The 14,955-nt window shown below is 71.2% G+C and carries 11 protein-coding genes, 2 tRNA genes and 1 pseudogene; 2 read left to right on the top strand and 12 right to left on the bottom strand.

The genetic code is table 11. From position 1 onward, the window contains the following. Nucleotides 1-259: 259 nt before the first annotated feature. From ACTWM8_RS00070 to gyrB, 6 genes are all read right to left on the bottom strand, one after another. Nucleotides 260-335, bottom strand: a tRNA-Ala gene (locus ACTWM8_RS00070). A 43-nt stretch (nt 336-378) separates the two neighbouring features. Then, nucleotides 379-507 carry a DLW-39 family protein gene (locus ACTWM8_RS00065; protein ID WP_210774060.1) on the bottom strand — a complete coding sequence of 43 codons (129 nt, stop codon included), beginning with the start codon at nt 505-507 and terminating at the stop codon, nt 379-381. 44 nt (nt 508-551) lie between these two features. Beyond that, a tRNA-Ile gene (locus ACTWM8_RS00060) sits at nt 552-625 on the bottom strand. A gap of 257 nt (nt 626-882) precedes the next feature. Then, nucleotides 883-1,767, bottom strand: a complete 885-nt coding sequence (locus ACTWM8_RS00055; RefSeq protein WP_446211989.1) for a DUF3566 domain-containing protein — start codon at nt 1,765-1,767, stop codon at nt 883-885. Between the two features lie 4 nt (nt 1,768-1,771). Further along, nucleotides 1,772-4,291 carry a DNA gyrase subunit A gene (gene gyrA / locus ACTWM8_RS00050; protein ID WP_377611260.1) on the bottom strand — a complete coding sequence of 840 codons (2,520 nt, stop codon included), beginning with the start codon at nt 4,289-4,291 and terminating at the stop codon, nt 1,772-1,774. A 130-nt stretch (nt 4,292-4,421) separates the two neighbouring features. Continuing rightward, nucleotides 4,422-6,368: a DNA topoisomerase (ATP-hydrolyzing) subunit B gene (gene gyrB, locus ACTWM8_RS00045; protein WP_446211988.1), complete on the bottom strand. Its 1,947-nt coding sequence runs from the start codon at nt 6,366-6,368 to the stop codon at nt 4,422-4,424. A 524-nt stretch (nt 6,369-6,892) separates the two neighbouring features. On the opposite strand from gyrB, the gene ACTWM8_RS00040 reads away from it, so the two are divergent. Further along, the gene (locus tag ACTWM8_RS00040; protein ID WP_446211987.1) at nt 6,893-7,447 is read left to right on the top strand and encodes a hypothetical protein; all 555 of its coding nucleotides are present in this window, start codon (nt 6,893-6,895) and stop codon (nt 7,445-7,447) included. A 55-nt stretch (nt 7,448-7,502) separates the two neighbouring features. Here the strand turns inward: ACTWM8_RS00040 and ACTWM8_RS00035 are convergent, their stop codons facing one another. Then, a complete protein-coding gene (locus tag ACTWM8_RS00035) occupies nt 7,503-7,988 on the bottom strand; it encodes a MarR family winged helix-turn-helix transcriptional regulator (protein WP_446211986.1) in 486 nt (161 codons plus the stop codon). Nucleotides 7,989-8,077: 89 nt separating this feature from the next. On the opposite strand from ACTWM8_RS00035, the gene ACTWM8_RS00030 reads away from it, so the two are divergent. After that, nucleotides 8,078-8,308, top strand: coding sequence for a hypothetical protein (locus ACTWM8_RS00030; protein WP_446211985.1), 231 nt, complete (start codon nt 8,078-8,080; stop codon nt 8,306-8,308). Between the two features lie 7 nt (nt 8,309-8,315). Here the strand turns inward: ACTWM8_RS00030 and ACTWM8_RS00025 are convergent. From ACTWM8_RS00025 to dnaA, 5 genes and pseudogenes are all read right to left on the bottom strand, one after another. Further along, nucleotides 8,316-8,861 (bottom strand): annotated as a pseudogene (locus ACTWM8_RS00025) (DUF721 domain-containing protein); the annotation flags it as partial. Nucleotides 8,862-9,123: 262 nt separating this feature from the next. Then, nucleotides 9,124-10,257: a DNA replication/repair protein RecF gene (gene recF / locus ACTWM8_RS00020; RefSeq protein WP_446211984.1), complete on the bottom strand. Its 1,134-nt coding sequence runs from the start codon at nt 10,255-10,257 to the stop codon at nt 9,124-9,126. Between the two features lie 16 nt (nt 10,258-10,273). Further along, complete coding sequence (gnd, locus tag ACTWM8_RS00015; RefSeq protein WP_446211983.1) at nt 10,274-11,146, bottom strand: phosphogluconate dehydrogenase (NAD(+)-dependent, decarboxylating); 873 nt, start codon at nt 11,144-11,146, stop codon at nt 10,274-10,276. A gap of 41 nt (nt 11,147-11,187) precedes the next feature. Beyond that, nucleotides 11,188-12,321 (bottom strand): DNA polymerase III subunit beta, encoded by a 1,134-nt coding sequence (dnaN, locus tag ACTWM8_RS00010; RefSeq protein ID WP_088959665.1) that lies wholly within the window; start codon nt 12,319-12,321, stop codon nt 11,188-11,190. 840 nt (nt 12,322-13,161) lie between these two features. Then, on the bottom strand, nt 13,162-14,955 hold the full coding sequence (gene dnaA, locus ACTWM8_RS00005) for a chromosomal replication initiator protein DnaA (RefSeq protein WP_446211982.1): 1,794 nt from the start codon (nt 14,953-14,955) through the stop codon (nt 13,162-13,164).

Raw genomic sequence — 14,955 nt, 5'->3', positions numbered from 1 at the left:
CGCAGCTGGCCCTCCAGGATCCCGACCGCCGGGCCGACGATCCCGAGGGCCGCGAGGAGCGCAGGGCGCCGCAGTGGGACGCCGACGCCGCCGGCTACACCGACCCCGAGTCGGGCCGGCTGCTGCCGTCGTGGGATGACGCCCTGGACCTGGTCGACGCCGACCCCGACGCCGAACCCGTGCACGTCGTCCGGTTCGGCGTGACCGCTTGGCTGTACGAATGGCTGTACCCGGGACCGAGGTCAACCGGGGAAAGTGCTGGTGGAGCCCAGGGGACTCGAACCCCTAACCCCTGCCTTGCAAAGGCAGTGCTCTGCCAGTTGAGCTAGGGCCCCAAGGGCGGTCGGAGCCGCCTGGTGCTGGTCGGTGCCAGCGGGATCAGCGCAGGTCGGGCGCGGTGGTGGCCTCGTGCCAGAGGGCGCGCTCGTCGTTGGAAGCCTTGACCTTCTTGGCGACCAGGGCGGCCACGCCGACGACGCCGACCAGGAAAAGAAGCTTCTTGAACATGGGGCGACCCCTCGCGCTCGACTAGCCGTCGGAACGGTGTGCGGTGGGGCTAGCTGGAATCGAACCAGCGACCTCAGAGTTATCAGCTCTGCGCTCTAACCGACTGAGCTATAGCCCCGCGTGGCGACGAGCAAGGTTAACCCATCGCCACGTCCGGCCCCAAATCGGGGTGGTCGTGGCGCCCGTCCCACTCGACCGTACCCGTACCGGCAACGAAGGGGCGACAGCTTTCCCGGGCGGCCCCGCGCGCCGAGATCAACTCCGTTTGCGGCGAGCCCTGACGACGGGCGGCCGGGCGGGCGAGGTCGGTGAAGGGGGCCGGACACGGCGACGCCGGGGCGACCGCGGTTGGCGGTGCCCCGGCGTCGTCGGGTGTCAGTCGCGCTCGGCGAGCGTCAGCTCGATCCCGCCGACCAGGTCGGCGCAGACGTTGTAGACGAACGCGCCGAGGGTGGCGAGCGCCGTGAACAGGACGACGTTGACCAGGCCGATCAGCGCCGAGCTGAGGATCACGCCCTTGGCGGTGATCTGGAACCCGCCGGAGCTCTGCCCGCCGGCGTTGACCAGGTCGGTGAGGCTGTCGTTGACGCTCTGGAAGACACCCATCGCGTCCAGGGCCAGGTAGAGCACCGAGGTGGCGACGACCACCACGATGAAGAGCACCACCGAGACGGCGAAGGCGAACTTCATCACGGACCACGGGTCGATCCGCTTGAGGTTCAGCCGGGCCCGGCGCGGCCCGCGGGACGCGGCCGAGCTGACCGAGGAACGCGCGGCGCGTACCGCGTCACCCACGCGCGCAGCCCCGACGGCCGCCGCTCCGCTGATGCCCGGCGGCAGGCCGCCGCCGTTGGCGGGGCGGGCGGTGCCGGCCGGACGGCCGCCGTCGGGAGCCGGCCTGGTCGGGCCGCCAACCTTCGGCTGGGTGCCGGTGCTGGACGGGGACGTGGCGGTGCCCGCCTTGATCGGCTGCGTGGTGGTAGCCGGCGCGACCGGGGCGCTGACCGGGGCGGACGCGGAGGTCGGCGCGTCGCCCGGTGTCTCAGCCTTCTCGCTCGCCCCCGAGTCCTCCCCGGGCTTGTCCGGCGGCGGTGCCATGCCGGGGGCCCGGGTGAACTTCGGGGCAGGCGCGTCGGCGGGGACGGTCGCCCGGCCCACGGCGGCGCGGCCGGCCGCCGATGTGCCGCTCTGGGCGGCCTCTTCGTCGACCGGGGTGGCCGAGGTCCCCTTGTTCCCCGACTTCGCCTGTGTCTCCGTCATTCAACTAGTCCTGTTCGTCAGGCTCGTCGGCATTGCGAGCAATCGCCACGATAGTCACGCCGTCCGGGAGGTCCATCAGCTTGACCCCCATTGTGTTCCGGTCACGCGTACGGCGTACAGGCTTCACCGGAGTCCGGATGACGCCGCCGTTGCTCGTGATCGCGAACAGCTCGTCCTCCGGGTCGATCACGACCGCGCCGACCAGGCCACCGCGTCGCTCGGTGATCTTGGCAGTCAGCACGCCCTTACCTCCCCGGCCCTGGACCGGGTATTCCTCGATCGGGGTACGTTTCGCGTATCCCCCGTTCGTGGCCACCAGAACGTCCAGCCCCTCCCGAACCACCTCCATGGCCAGGAGCACGTCGTCGTCGGTGAAGCGCATGCCGATCACGCCCGTGGTCGCCCGCCCCATCGGCCGCAGCGCCTCGTCGGAGGCGTTGAACCGGATCGCCTGCGCCTTCTTCGAGACCATCAGCAGGTCGTCGGAGGGCGCGACGAGGGCAGCACCGACCAGCTCGTCCTCATCGCGCAGGTTGATCGCGATGATGCCGCCGGAACGGGGGGAGTCGAACTCCTCGAGCCGCGTCTTCTTCACCAGGCCGTTCTTCGTGGCCAGTACCAGGTAGGGAGCCACCTGGTAGTTCGGAATTTCGATGATCTGCGCGATCTGCTCGTCCGGTTGGAAGGCGAGCAGGTTGGCCACGTGCTGGCCCTTGGCCACCCTACTGGCTTCCGGCAGCTCGTACGCCTTGGCCCGGTAGACGCGGCCCTTGTTCGTGAAGAACAGGATCCAGTCGTGGGTGGAGCATACGAAAAAGTGGCTGACGATGTCGTCCTGCCGCAGGGTGGCGCCGCTGACGCCCTTGCCGCCGCGCCGCTGGGAGCGGTAGAGGTCGACCTTGGTCCGCTTGGCGTACCCGGTGCGGGTGATCGTGACCACCACGTCCTCACGGGCGATCAGGTCCTCCATGGAGACCTCGCCCTCGAACGGCACGATCTTCGTACGCCGCTCGTCGCCCCACTTCGCGACAATCTCGCCGAGCTCCTCCGAGACGATCCTGCGCTGCCGCTCCGGCTTGGCGAGGATGTCCTTGAGGTCGGCGATCTCGATCTCGAGCTTGGTGAGGTCGTCGATGATCCGCTGCCGCTCCAGGGCGGCCAGCCGGCGCAGCTGCATGTCCAGGATCGCGGTCGCCTGGATCTCGTCGATCTCCAGCAGCCGGATCAGGCCCTGCCGGGCGTCGTCCACCGTGGGCGAGCGCCGGATCAGGGCGATCACCTCGTCGAGGGCGTCCAGCGCCTTGGCCAGACCGCGCAGGATGTGCGCCCGCTCCTCGGCCTTGCGAAGCCGGAACGCGGTCCGCCGGCGAATCACGTCAATCTGGTGCTCGACGTAGTAGCGCAGGAACTGGGCCAGGTTGAGCGTGCGCGGCACCCCGTCGACCAGCGCCAGCATGTTGGCGCCGAAGGTCTCCTGGAGCTGGGTGTGCTTGTAGAGGTTGTTCAGCACCACCTTGGCGACCGCGTCGCGCTTGAGCACGAGAACGATCCGCATGCCGGTACGCCCGGAGGACTCGTCGCGGATGTCGGCGATGCCGGCGAGCTTGCCCTCCTTGATCAGCTCGGCGATCCGCTCGGCCAGGTTGTCCGGGTTGACCTGGTAAGGCAGCTCGCTGACCACCAGGCAGGGGCGGCCGCGCTTGTCCTCCTCGACCTCCACCACGGCGCGCATCCGGATCGAGCCGCGCCCGGTCCGGTACGCGTCCTGGATCGCGGCCTGGCCGACGATCAGGCCGTAGGTGGGGAAGTCGGGGCCCTTGACGATCTCCAGCAGCGCTTCGAGGGTGGTCGCCTCGTCCGCCTCCGGGTGCTCCAGGCACCACTGCACCGCCGCGCCGATCTCGCGCAGGTTGTGCGGCGGGATCTTGGTGGCCATGCCGACCGCGATGCCCTCGGAGCCGTTGACCAGCAGGTTGGGGATCCGCGACGGCAGGATGGTGGGCTCCTTGGCCCGGCCGTCGTAGTTGTCCTGGAGGTCGACGGTGTCCTCGTCGATGTCCCGCAGCATCTCCATGGCCAGCGGGTCGAGCTTGCACTCGGTGTACCGCATGGCGGCTGCCGGGTCGTTGCCCGGGGAGCCGAAGTTGCCGTTGCCGTCCACCAGCGGGTACCGCAGCGACCAGGGCTGCGCCATCCGGACCAGCGCGTCGTAGATCGCCGAGTCGCCGTGCGGGTGGAACTGACCCATCACGTCACCGACGACGCGGGAGCACTTCACGTAGCCGCGGTCCGGCCGGTAGCCGGAGTCGAACATGGCGTAGAGGATCTTGCGGTGGACCGGCTTGAGCCCGTCCCGGACGTCCGGCAGGGCCCGCCCGACGATGACGCTCATCGCGTAGTCGAGGTACGAGCGCTGCATCTCGACCTCGAGGCCGACCGGCTCGATCCGGTCGTGCGCCACGACGGCCGCGGTTGTCTCCGGGATCTCCGGCTCGTTCGGGGTGGACTCGGGAGTATCGGTCACTGTTAACCCTTATCAGACTCAGAGTCGTTTTCGTGCTGTGGATAACGGCTGTGGAAACCGGCCAAGCTGTGGATAACTCTGTGGACCGGCGGGTCGACCAGGGGTTTCCCGGCCGACCCACCCGGCGCCGTCAGATGTCGAGGAACCGCACGTCCTTGGCGTTGCGCTGGATGAACGAGCGGCGCGCCTCGACGTCCTCACCCATCAGCACGCTGAACAGCTCGTCGGCGGTTGCGGCGTCGTCGAGCGTGACCTGGCGCAGGGTGCGGGTGGCCGGGTTCATCGTGGTCTCCCACAGCTCGGGGTAGTTCATCTCGCCGAGACCCTTGAACCGCTGGATGTCGTCCGGCCGGGCGTTGGCCTTCTTCTGCTGGCGCAGCGCGATCAGCCCGTCCCGCTCCCGGTCCGAGTACGCGTACTGGGCGTCGTCGCCCTTCTTGTTCCACTTGATCTTGTAGAGCGGCGGGGCGGCCAGGTAGACGTGGCCCAGCTCGACCAGCGGCCGCATGAAGCGGAAGAGCAGGGTGAGCAGCAGCGTCTGGATGTGCTGGCCGTCGACGTCGGCGTCGGCCATCAGCACGATCTTGTGGTACCGCAGCTTCTCGATGTCGAAGTCGTCGTGGATGCCGGTGCCCAGCGCGGTGATCAGCGCCTGGACCTCGTTGTTCTTCAGCACCCGGTCGATCCGGGCCTTCTCCACGTTGAGGATCTTGCCGCGGATCGGCAGGATCGCCTGGGTCCGCGGGTCGCGCCCCTGCTTGGCCGAGCCGCCGGCGGAGTCGCCCTCGACGATGAAGACCTCCGACTCGCGCGGGTCGGTGGACTGGCAGTCGGCCAGCTTGCCCGGCATCGAGCCGGACTCCAGCAGCGACTTGCGCCGGGCCAGCTTGCGCGCCTGCTGCGCGGCGATCCGGGCCCGGGCCGCCTGGGAGGCCTTCTGGATGATGGTCTTGGCCTCAGCCGGGTTCCGGTCGAACCAGTCGACCAGTCGGTCGTTGCAGACCCGCTGCACGAAGCTCTTCACCGGGGTGTTGCCCAGCTTGGTCTTCGTCTGGCCCTCGAACTGCGGGTTGGTCAGCTTGACCGAGATGATCGCGGCGAGGCCCTCGCGGATGTCCTCGCCGGAGAGCTTCTCGTCGCCCTTGAGCAGCTTCTTGTCCGTGCCGTACCGGTTGACGACGCTGGTCAACGCCGACCGGAAGCCCTCCTCGTGGGTGCCGCCCTCGTGCGTGTTGATGTTGTTGGCGAAGGTGTAGACCGACTCGCCGTACGACTCGTTCCACTGCATGGCGATCTCGACCGACATGCCCTCCTCCTCGGCGTCAAACTCGACCACCGTCTTGTGCATCGGGTTCTTGGAGGCGTTGAGGTGCCGGACGAAGTCGGCGATGCCGCCGTCGTAGCGGAACGTGACCTCGCGGATCTTGCCTTCCTCGCCCTCCGGGACCCGCTCGTCGAGCAGGTGGATGGTGATGCCGCGGTTGAGGAAGGCCATCTCCTGCAGGCGCCGGTAGATGGTCTGGAAGTCGAAGTCGACGGTCTCGAAGACGTCCGGGTCGGGCCAGAAGGAGACCGCCGAGCCGGTGCGGTCGGTGGTCTCCCCCTTCTCCAGCGGCGACGGCTTGGAGTTGGAGTACTGCTGCCGCCAGACGAAGCCGGACTTGTGGATCTCCACTGCCATCTTCGTGGAGAGGGCGTTCACCACCGAGACGCCGACGCCGTGCAGACCGCCGGAGACCGCGTACGCCTTGCCGTCGAACTTGCCGCCCGCGTGCAGTACGGTCAGCGCGACCTCGACACCCGGCTTCTTCAGCTTGGGGTGGAGGTCGACCGGGAAACCACGGCCATTGTCGGTGACCCGGACCCCGCCGTCGGCGAGCAGCACCACGTCGATGGTGTCGCAGTAGCCGGCCATCGCCTCGTCCACGGCGTTGTCCACGACCTCCCACACGAGGTGGTGCAGACCGCGCTCGCCGGTCGACCCGATGTACATACCGGGCCGCTTGCGCACCGCCTCGAGCCCCTCGAGGACGGTGATCGACTCGGCGCCGTACTCCTGCTTGTCCTGCGCTGCCACCCTCGGCCACTTTCTCGCGCCGGCCGCGCCAGGGCGCGGAGGCGCGGGTTCGGCGGACAGGACGCGACGTCGGCGCACGGATCGCCCCCGGTAACTCCAGGTCACGGATCGCGTACGCCGGTCGCCGCGGTTGCCCGCGGATCGCGATCGGCTCGACCCGCCGCGGTACGTTGACCAAGGGCCCCCTGGCCCCCGTGTCCGTCGCTCCGCGTCGGGTCTTCGTCTCGCTGTCAATCCTACTGTGCGCGGACGACAGAGACGCCACTCGGCACCCCCTGCGCGGCGTCTGAGACCTCCGTAGCGGCCCGAATCGCGCTGGGCGCGACTCCCCCTACACGCCAAGGGGGGATCGAGGGCGGGGCCGCCACGGAATCGGGCCGGGCCGACGGCCGGTCGGGGGTCGCGCGCAGAGCGGCCGTACCGTACCTTTGCGGCGCCACCGGTGCTCGTCTTGATCTTTACCATCCGTAACCGGGACGATCGACTCGATCGATCCGACACGTGCTCACAAGGGGTGACGCCAGATGGGGCTGGACAACGTCGCGGTGCATTGGCCGCGGACCGGCCGCTTCTACGATCCGGTCGCGCCGGCCGAGTTCGTCGACTTCGGGGAGATCGTGGACATCCCGCGGATCTCCGCACCGACTGCGGCGCTCGCCGAACACATCGCCAAGACCGGGACGGTCCGGGCGACCGCCTACACCGAACTGGTCGACCTGATCCTCGGCCTGGAAAATGTGCTGTACGCCACTGACGCCGCCGCCGAGGACGAGGACCCGGTGATCGACCCGGACGGGTGCTCCTGGATCGCCGGCGGCGTGGAGAAGTTCGTCGCCCAGCACCGGGCGTTCGGCGAGACGGTCACCTTCGAGTCGGTCAGCGAGGTGCTCCGCTCGCTGCTGGCCGACGGGCGGCTCGCCGAGCAGCAGCTGCGCTGGCTGGACACCCGACTCGACGCGTTGCGCGACGAGAACGGCGACCCGCCGCAGTGGGACTTCGCCTGCGCCGAGCTGGGCGTGCTGGCCGCCTTCTACCGCCGCTGCGCCGACCGCGGCTTCGCCGTCTACGCCGACGCCTGATTCCGCGCCGGTTCGACCCGCCCCGTCGACCTGACCGGGCGGGTCGGCGGCGTCGTCAGGAAGTCGTCGGGCCCGGCGCGGCGGGGGTGCCGGTCGCGGCGCGGTTGGCCGCGCCGATCACCTCGGTCAGCATCGTGTGCAGGCGCCGCAGCTCCTCGATCGGCATTCCGAGCCGCTCCACGATCGTCGGCGGGATCTGCTCGGCGCGGGCGCGCAGGGCCTCACCGCTGGCGGTGAGCGTGACGGCGAGGCTCCGCTCGTCCGCGGCGTCCCGCTCGCGCCGCAGGTAGCCCGCCGCCTCCAGGCGCTTGAGCAGGGGTGACAGCGTGCCGGGATCGAGCTGGAGCAGGCGACTCAGCTCCCGGACCGACAGCGGCGCGTGCTGCCACAGCGCGAGCATGACCAGGTACTGCGGGTGGGTCAGCCCCATCGGCTCCAGCAGTGGCCGGTAGACGGCGACGACCCCGCGCGCGGCGACGGAGAGGGCGAAACACACCTGCTGCTCCAGCGCCAGCGGATCCCCGTCCAACTGGTCACGCACCGATCGGCCTCCTCGTGGTCGTTGCTATCGTACCAATCATTGGTGTACCAATCGTTGGGGCACCAAACGCCGAGGAGAGGTCGGGCGCGATGGGCGAGGAGAAGCGGCAGCAGCGGGCTCCCGGCGAGGGCGGCAGGCTCTGGGCCTGGGCCTTCAAGTACCTGGCCGGCCCGGCCGAGGGGGTGCCGGGTGCCGTGCAGGGCGGTTCCACGCAGGCCCGCGAGGCGTGGAAGCGGGACCTGGAGAACCGTAAGCGGTGGAGCCGCGAGCAGCGGGAACGCAAGCGCGCCGAGCGCGAGGCTCGCCGCGCCGAGCGGTGACCCGGGCTCAGCCGTAGGTGTCGCGCGGGCCGCGGCCCCGGACCCGCCGCGGGCCCTTCGACCAGGACGGCGCCGCCGGGCCGTGGATGTGCAGCTTGCGCACCACGTTGTGGCCCACCTCGCCGGCGATCCGCTTGAGCAGCGAGCCGGCGAGCAGCCGCAGCTGGGTGGCCCAGGCCGTCGAGCGCGCCTCCACGGTCAGCTCGCCGTCCTCCAGCTTGACCGGGCGGCTGTGCTGGGCGATCTCCGACCCGACGACCTTCTCCCAGGCGCCGAAGACGGTCGCCTCCGCGGCCGGCTGCTGCCAGCCGCGCGCCTTCATCAGCCGTTCCAACACCACGCCGAGCGGCTGCGGGTCGCGCGGGTCCGGGCCCGGCCCGGAGTAGCCGCGCAGCCGCCGCTCGCCGCCGTCGCCGGAGACCGCGCTCTTCCGCCGGGTCTTCGCCGCGTCCGCCCGGCGGGCCTTCGCCGCGTCCAGCACCGCGCGCGCCAGCTCCGGGCCGGCTGCGCCCGCCCCGGCTGCGGCGCCCGCCCCGGCTGCGGCGCCCGCTCCGGCACCGGCCGGTCGCGCCCCGTCGACGTTCCCGGCACCCTGCCCGCCGGTCGCACCGGCCGGTCGCGCCGGCCCGCCGGTTCCGGCGCCCCGACCACCAGGCGCGGCGTCCGCGCCGGCGCCGGCCGCGTGGGCGGCCGCACCGCCCGCTTCGGTTCCAGCACCCCGAGGGGTACGCGCACCGCGCTGGCCGCCCGAGGCGGCGCGGCTCGGGCCGCCGGTCCGGCGGGTCGGCCCACCGCCCTCGGCGGCGTGTTCCGGCTCAGTCGACACGTCGCACCGTCCCCTCGCCCACCGCGTACCGGGTGCCGCGCAGCGCCGCGGGCACGTCGTCGTCGACCGCACAGGTCACCAGGAGCTGACCGGCCCCGCCGACCAGCTCCGCCAGCCGCTCCCGGCGGCCCGCGTCCAGCTCGGCGAAGACGTCGTCCAGCACCAGCACCGGCTCGATGCCGTCGGCGCGCAGCAGGTCGTACCCGGCCAGCCGCAGGGCCAGCGCGTACGACCAGGACTCGCCGTGGCTGGCGTACCCCTTGGCGGGCAGCGGGCCGAGGGTGAGGCTGAGCTCGTCACGGTGCGGGCCGACCAGCGTCGTACCGCGGTCGATCTCGTTCGACCGGGCCTCGGCCAGCGCGGCGGTCAGCGCCTCGGCCAGCACCGCCCGGTCGGTGGTCGGCTCGGCCAGGTCCAGCGACGGCCGGTACGCGATCCCCGCCGCGCCGCGACCCGCCGCCACCGCGTCGTACGCCTTCGTCACGTGCGGGGCCAGGGCGGCCACCAGTTCCAGCCGGCCGGCCAGCAGCTCGGCGCCGTGCCGGGCCAGGTGGGTGTCCCAGACCGCCAGGGTGGACAGGTCCCCGCCCCGCGACCCACCGGTCTTGCGAGCCAGGTACGCGGTGCGCAGCAGGGCGTTGCGCTGCTTGACCACCCGCTCGTAGTCGGCGCGCACCCCGGCGTACCGGGGCTGCCGGAGCACCAGCAGGTCATCCAGGTAGCGGCGGCGCTCGGCCGGGTCGCCCCGGACGAGTTCCAGATCCTCCGGGGCGAAGAGCACCAGCCGCAGCGCGCCGAGCACGTCCCGGGCCCGCCGGGCGGGTGAGCGGCCCAGCCGGGCCCGGTTGGCCTTGCCCGGGACGATCTCCAGCTCGACCAGGAGTTCCCGCCCCTCGTGCACCACCGAGCAGCGGATCACCGCCGAGGCGGCGCCCATCCGGACCAGGGGGGCGTCCGTGGCGACCCGGTGCGAGTCCAGGGTCGCCACGTAGCCCAGCGCCTCGACCAGGTTGGTCTTGCCGACGCCGTTGGCGCCGATCAGGACGTTCGGCCCCGGCTCCAGGTCGACGCCGACCCGCTCGTACGAGCGGAAGTCGACCAGTTCGAGCCGGCGGACGTACACAGGCTGTGGATACCGGTCAGTGCTTGCGGACGGCGTGCCCGCCGAACTGCTGGCGCAGCGCGGCGACCGCCTTCATCGCGGGCGAGTCGTCCTGGCGGGAGGCGAACCGGGCGAAGAGCGAGGCGGTGATGACGTTCAGCGGCACGGCGAGCCGGACCGCCTCGTCGACCGTCCAGCGACCCTCGCCGGTGTCCTCGGTGTAGCCGCTCAGCTCGGCCAGCTCCGGGTCCTCGTCGAGGGCCCGGTCGAGCAGGTCGAGCAGCCAGGAGCGGACCACGGTCCCCTCGCGCCAGGACTTGAAGACGCCCGGCACGTTGGTCACCAGCTCCGAGGCGGCCAGCAGCTCGTAGCCCTCGGCGTAGGCGTGCATCAGGCCGTACTCGATGCCGTTGTGCACCATCTTGGCGTAGTGGCCGGCGCCGACCGGGCCGGCGTGCACGAAGCCGTACTCGCCCTCCGGCTTGAGCCCCTCGAAGATCGGCATCAGCCGCTCGACGTGCTCCTGGGCGCCGCCGACCATCAGGGCGTACCCGTTCTGCCGGCCCCAGACGCCGCCGGAGACGCCGACGTCCAGGTAGCCGATGCCCTGCTCGGCGAGGCGCTCGGCGCGGGGGCCGTCGTCGCTGAAGCGCGAGTTGCCGCCGTCGATGATGATGTCGCCCTCGCCCAGCACGCCGGCGAGCTCGTCGATCGTCGCGTCGGTGACGCCGGCCGGGACCATCACCCAGACCGCGCGCGGCGACTCCAGCTTCTCGGCCAGCGCCGCCAGGCTCGGGACGTCGCTCAGCTCCGCGTTGTGGTCGAAGCCGACCACCTCGTGCCCGGCGGCGCGCAACCGTTCGCGCATGTTGCCGCCCATCCGGCCGAGTCCTACCAGGCCGAGCTGCATCTGCTCCTACCTCCGTGCGTCTGGGTCTGCTGGGGCTGCGATCAGCGGGACACGCGGATCGGCATGATGAGGTACCGGTACCCCGGGATGACCTCGCCATCCTCCCCGGCGGGGGAAATCACCGCCGGCTTGAAGGCGTCGACGAACGCGAGCTGCGCGAACTGGGCGCCCAGGTTGGCCAGACCGTCGATCAGGTACTGCGGGTTGAAGCCGATGGTCAGCGGCTCGCCGGTGAAGGTGGCCTCCATCGCCTCGCTGGCCCGCGCCTCCTCGGTGCCGCCGGCCTCGACCACCAGGCCGTCGGAGGAGAAGCTCAGCAGCACCGGGGTGGTCCGCTCGGCCACCAGGGCGACCCGCTTGACCACCTCGATCAGCGTGCTGACCGGCACCCGCGCCTCGGCGTTGTGGGTGGCCGGGAAGAGCGAGCGCACCGGCGGATAGTTCGCCCCGTCGAGCAGCCGGCTGGTGGTGCGCCGGGTGCCGCCGGAGAAGCCGATCATGCCCTCGCCGGCCGCGCCCTGGGAGAGCGCCATGTTGACCTGGCCGCCGAGCGGGCCGAGGGCCTTGGCCGTGTCGTGCAGGGTGCGTGCCGGCACCAGCGCGTTGATGCTGATCTCCGGGTCGTCCGGATTCCACTCCATCTCGCGCAGCGCCAGGCGGTAGCGGTCGGTGGCGAGCATCGCCAGCGTGCCGCCGGAGAGCTCCAGCCGGACGCCGGTCATCATCGGCAGCGTCTCGTCCCGGCCGGCGGCCACGGCCACCTGGGCGACGGCGGCGGCGAAGGCGGCCGCGTCGACGGTGCCGGCGCTCTCGGGCATCTCGGGCAGGGCAGGGTAGTCCTCCACCGGCATGGTCGGCAGGGTGAACCGGGCGCTGCCGCAGACCAGCTCCAGGTGGGCACCGACCGCGGCGATGTCCACCGGCTTGGCCGGCAGCGCCTTGGTGATCTCGGCGAGCAGCCGGCCGGAGACCAGGGCGGCGCCGTCGGCGTCCCCCTGCACCTCGACGGTCACCTGGCTGGAGACCTCGTAGTCGAAGCCGGAGACCTGCAGGTTGCCGTCGGTGACCCGGAGCATCACCCCGGCGAGCACCGGTACGGACGGCCGGTTGGGCAGGCTCTTCGCGGTCCACGCCACCGCTTCGGCGAGCGCGTCGCGCTCTACTCGGAACTTCATCAATGCCTCCGCGTCGACGTCAGCGACAACTCTCTCATGCCGACCGCTGCCTACCGTCCCGCCCGACCGTGCGGGTACCCATCGCACCTTAGGGCGCATGGGCATCGGCTGTGCGCCCGACCCCGTTGATCCAGATGCCGGAGCGACCGCCGACGGCAGGGTCCGAACCGATCCACAGGAAGTCCAACGGTGATGATTGGTTTTTGATTCTTTTAGAAGAGATAACTCATCGTCTTCATCGCACCTGTGCAAACTGTGGAGAACCCGCGTCCGCCCAGGTCAGACAGGTTATCCACCGGTGGTTTGGCTGTGGAGAACCGGGGGGTAAACCGGTGTCGTGGTCCACAGGCCGGCCGGACCCCCAGGTTGTCCACGGTTGTCCACCGGTTGTCCACGGGTAATCCACCGGGTTTCTCCCCAGTGCTGTGGACACCGGCGAGGGCCCCCGGAGCCGTCGTCCCCAGAACCTTCAACAGGCCGCCCACAGGTCGACCGTCGTCGGTGGACAACCGGACCGTCGTCCCCAGGCGTCCACAGCTCCGTCCCCATGGTTTGTCCACAGTCTGTGGGTAACCGGCTCGGAACGCTACGTGGTTGTCCACCGCCTGTGGAACAGGGGGTGTGGACAACCGGGGCGTGCTGTGGATGAACACGACACCGATCCTGGGCCCTCGACCCGGTGCAGGGTCAACCGTCGGCTCTCCACAAGCACGAAAAAGCGCCCGGCCGATCGGCCGGGCGCGTCTCCGCGCTCCCTCACCGGCGGGCGCCGGCGTGGCGTACGCGACGACGACTTCAGCTCGGCGCGTCTGACGCCGCGCCGCGACCTGAAGCCGTCGCTCAGGTGTTCTGCTTTATCCGGTTGGTCAGCTCGGCGATCTGGTTGTAGAGCGAGCGGCGCTCCGCCATCTGCTGACGGATCTTCCGGTCCGCGTGCATCACGGTGGTGTGGTCCCGGCCACCGAAGGCCTGCCCGATCCGGGGCAGCGACAGCTCGGTCAGCTCCCGGCACAGGTACATGGCCACCTGCCGGGCGTTGACCAGCACCCGGGAGCGGGACTGGCCGCGTAGATCCTCCAGGCTCACCCCGAAGTAGTCCGCGGTGGAGACCATGATCTGGTCGGCGGTGATCTCCGGCCCGGTGCCGTCCGGGATGAAGTCCCGCAGCACCTCCTCGGCCAGGGAGAGTTCGACGGTCGACCGGGTGAGGCTGGCGAACGCGGTGACCCGGATCAGCGCGCCCTCCAGCTCCCGGATCGAGTTCGACACCCGGGAGGCGATGAACTCCAGCACGTCCGGCGGGGCGTACAGCCGCTCCTGGGCCGCCTTCTTCTGCAGGATCGCGATCCGGGTCTCCAGGTCCGGCGGCTGGATGTCGGCGAGCAGGCCCCACTCGAACCGGGTCCGCAACCGGTCCTCCAGCGTCGCCAGCTGCTTCGGCGAGCGGTCGGAGGTGATCACGATCTGCTTGTTGGCGTTGTGCAGGGTGTTGAAGGTGTGGAAGAACTCCTCCTGCGTCCGCTCGCGGTTCTCCAGGAACTGGATGTCGTCGATCAGCAGGATGTCGACGTCGCGGTAGCGGCGCTGGAACGCGCTGGTCTTGTCGTCCCGCAGCGAGTTGATGAAGTCGTTGGTGAACTCCTCGGTCGAGACGTACCGAACCGAGCGGGCGTTGCCCAACGTGGTGGCGTAGTGCCCGATGGCGTGCAGCAGGTGGGTCTTGCCCAACCCGGAGCTGCCGTAGATGAACAGCGGGTTGTACGCCTTCGCCGGCGACTCGGCCACCGCGACGCTCGCCGCGTGGGCGAACCGGTTCGACGAGCCGATGACGAACGTCTCGAACATGTACTTCGGGTTGAGCCGGTTGCCGCCGCTCTCCGCGCCCCCGGGGCGGCGGTCGTCCCGCCCGCCGTGCCGGGGGTCGGCGGCGGACCGGCCGGGGCCGCTGTCCGTACCCCCGTCGCGCGGCAGGCCGCGCGGACCGTGCTGGTCGCGCGGCGGCCTGGCCTCGGCCCGGTACGCGGGCTCGAAGCCGCGGCCGTCGACGCCCGGCCCGTCGGGAAGGGCGCGCTCCTCGAAGCCGCGCCGGTCCGGGCCGGGACCGGCCCCCCGCAGCGGCTCGGCGAACGCGGCGCCGAAGAGGGTGTCCTGGCCGCCGTCCCGGCTGGCCGGGATGCGGCCCGGGCGGTGGCCGTCGGATGCCGGCGGCGCGACCGGCGGCTCCGCCTCGGCGGGCAGCTCCGGGTAGCCCGGCGCCAGGTCCGCGAAGGCGGGCGGTTCCGGGGCGAAGTCGTCCGCGGGCACGTCGAGGCCGAGCTGCGCCGGCTCCGGGCCGCTGCGGTAGACGGTGCCGGCGGGTCGGCCGGCGGTGTCCTCGGCGACCCGGACGGTGACCGCGACCTGGATCGGCCGGCCCAGCCGGCGGGTGAGCGCCTCGGTGATGGCCGGGCGGAGCCGGGACTCGATCACGTCCCGGGTGAAGGCGTCCGGGACGGAGAGCAGCGCGGTGTCCTCGACGATCGCCCGCAGCCGGGTCAGCCGCAGGTACGCACGTTGCTGCGCGGAGATGATCTCGTCGGCGAGTTCGTCCGTCGCCGCGGTCCACACCGCGGCAAGGTCGGTCGTACCGGCCAC

Source organism: Micromonospora sp. IBSANI012, from assembly GCF_052814045.1.
The sequence above is the reverse complement of the archived record's forward strand: the minus strand, read 5'-3'. Positions and strand labels throughout refer to the sequence as shown.

What these genes read in the sequence shown, in the direction of transcription:
- ACTWM8_RS00030 (WP_446211985.1), top strand. Translation starts at nt 8,078, where the DNA reads ATGGGCGAGGAGAAGCGGCAGCAGCGGGCTCCCGGCGAGGGCGGCAGG.
- ACTWM8_RS00040 (WP_446211987.1), top strand. Translation starts at nt 6,893, where the DNA reads ATGGGGCTGGACAACGTCGCGGTGCATTGGCCGCGGACCGGCCGCTTC.
- dnaN (WP_088959665.1), bottom strand. Translation starts at nt 12,321, where the DNA reads ATGAAGTTCCGAGTAGAGCGCGACGCGCTCGCCGAAGCGGTGGCGTGG.
- ACTWM8_RS00055 (WP_446211989.1), bottom strand. Translation starts at nt 1,767, where the DNA reads ATGACGGAGACACAGGCGAAGTCGGGGAACAAGGGGACCTCGGCCACC.
- gnd (WP_446211983.1), bottom strand. Translation starts at nt 11,146, where the DNA reads ATGCAGCTCGGCCTGGTAGGACTCGGCCGGATGGGCGGCAACATGCGC.
- ACTWM8_RS00065 (WP_210774060.1), bottom strand. Translation starts at nt 507, where the DNA reads ATGTTCAAGAAGCTTCTTTTCCTGGTCGGCGTCGTCGGCGTGGCCGCC.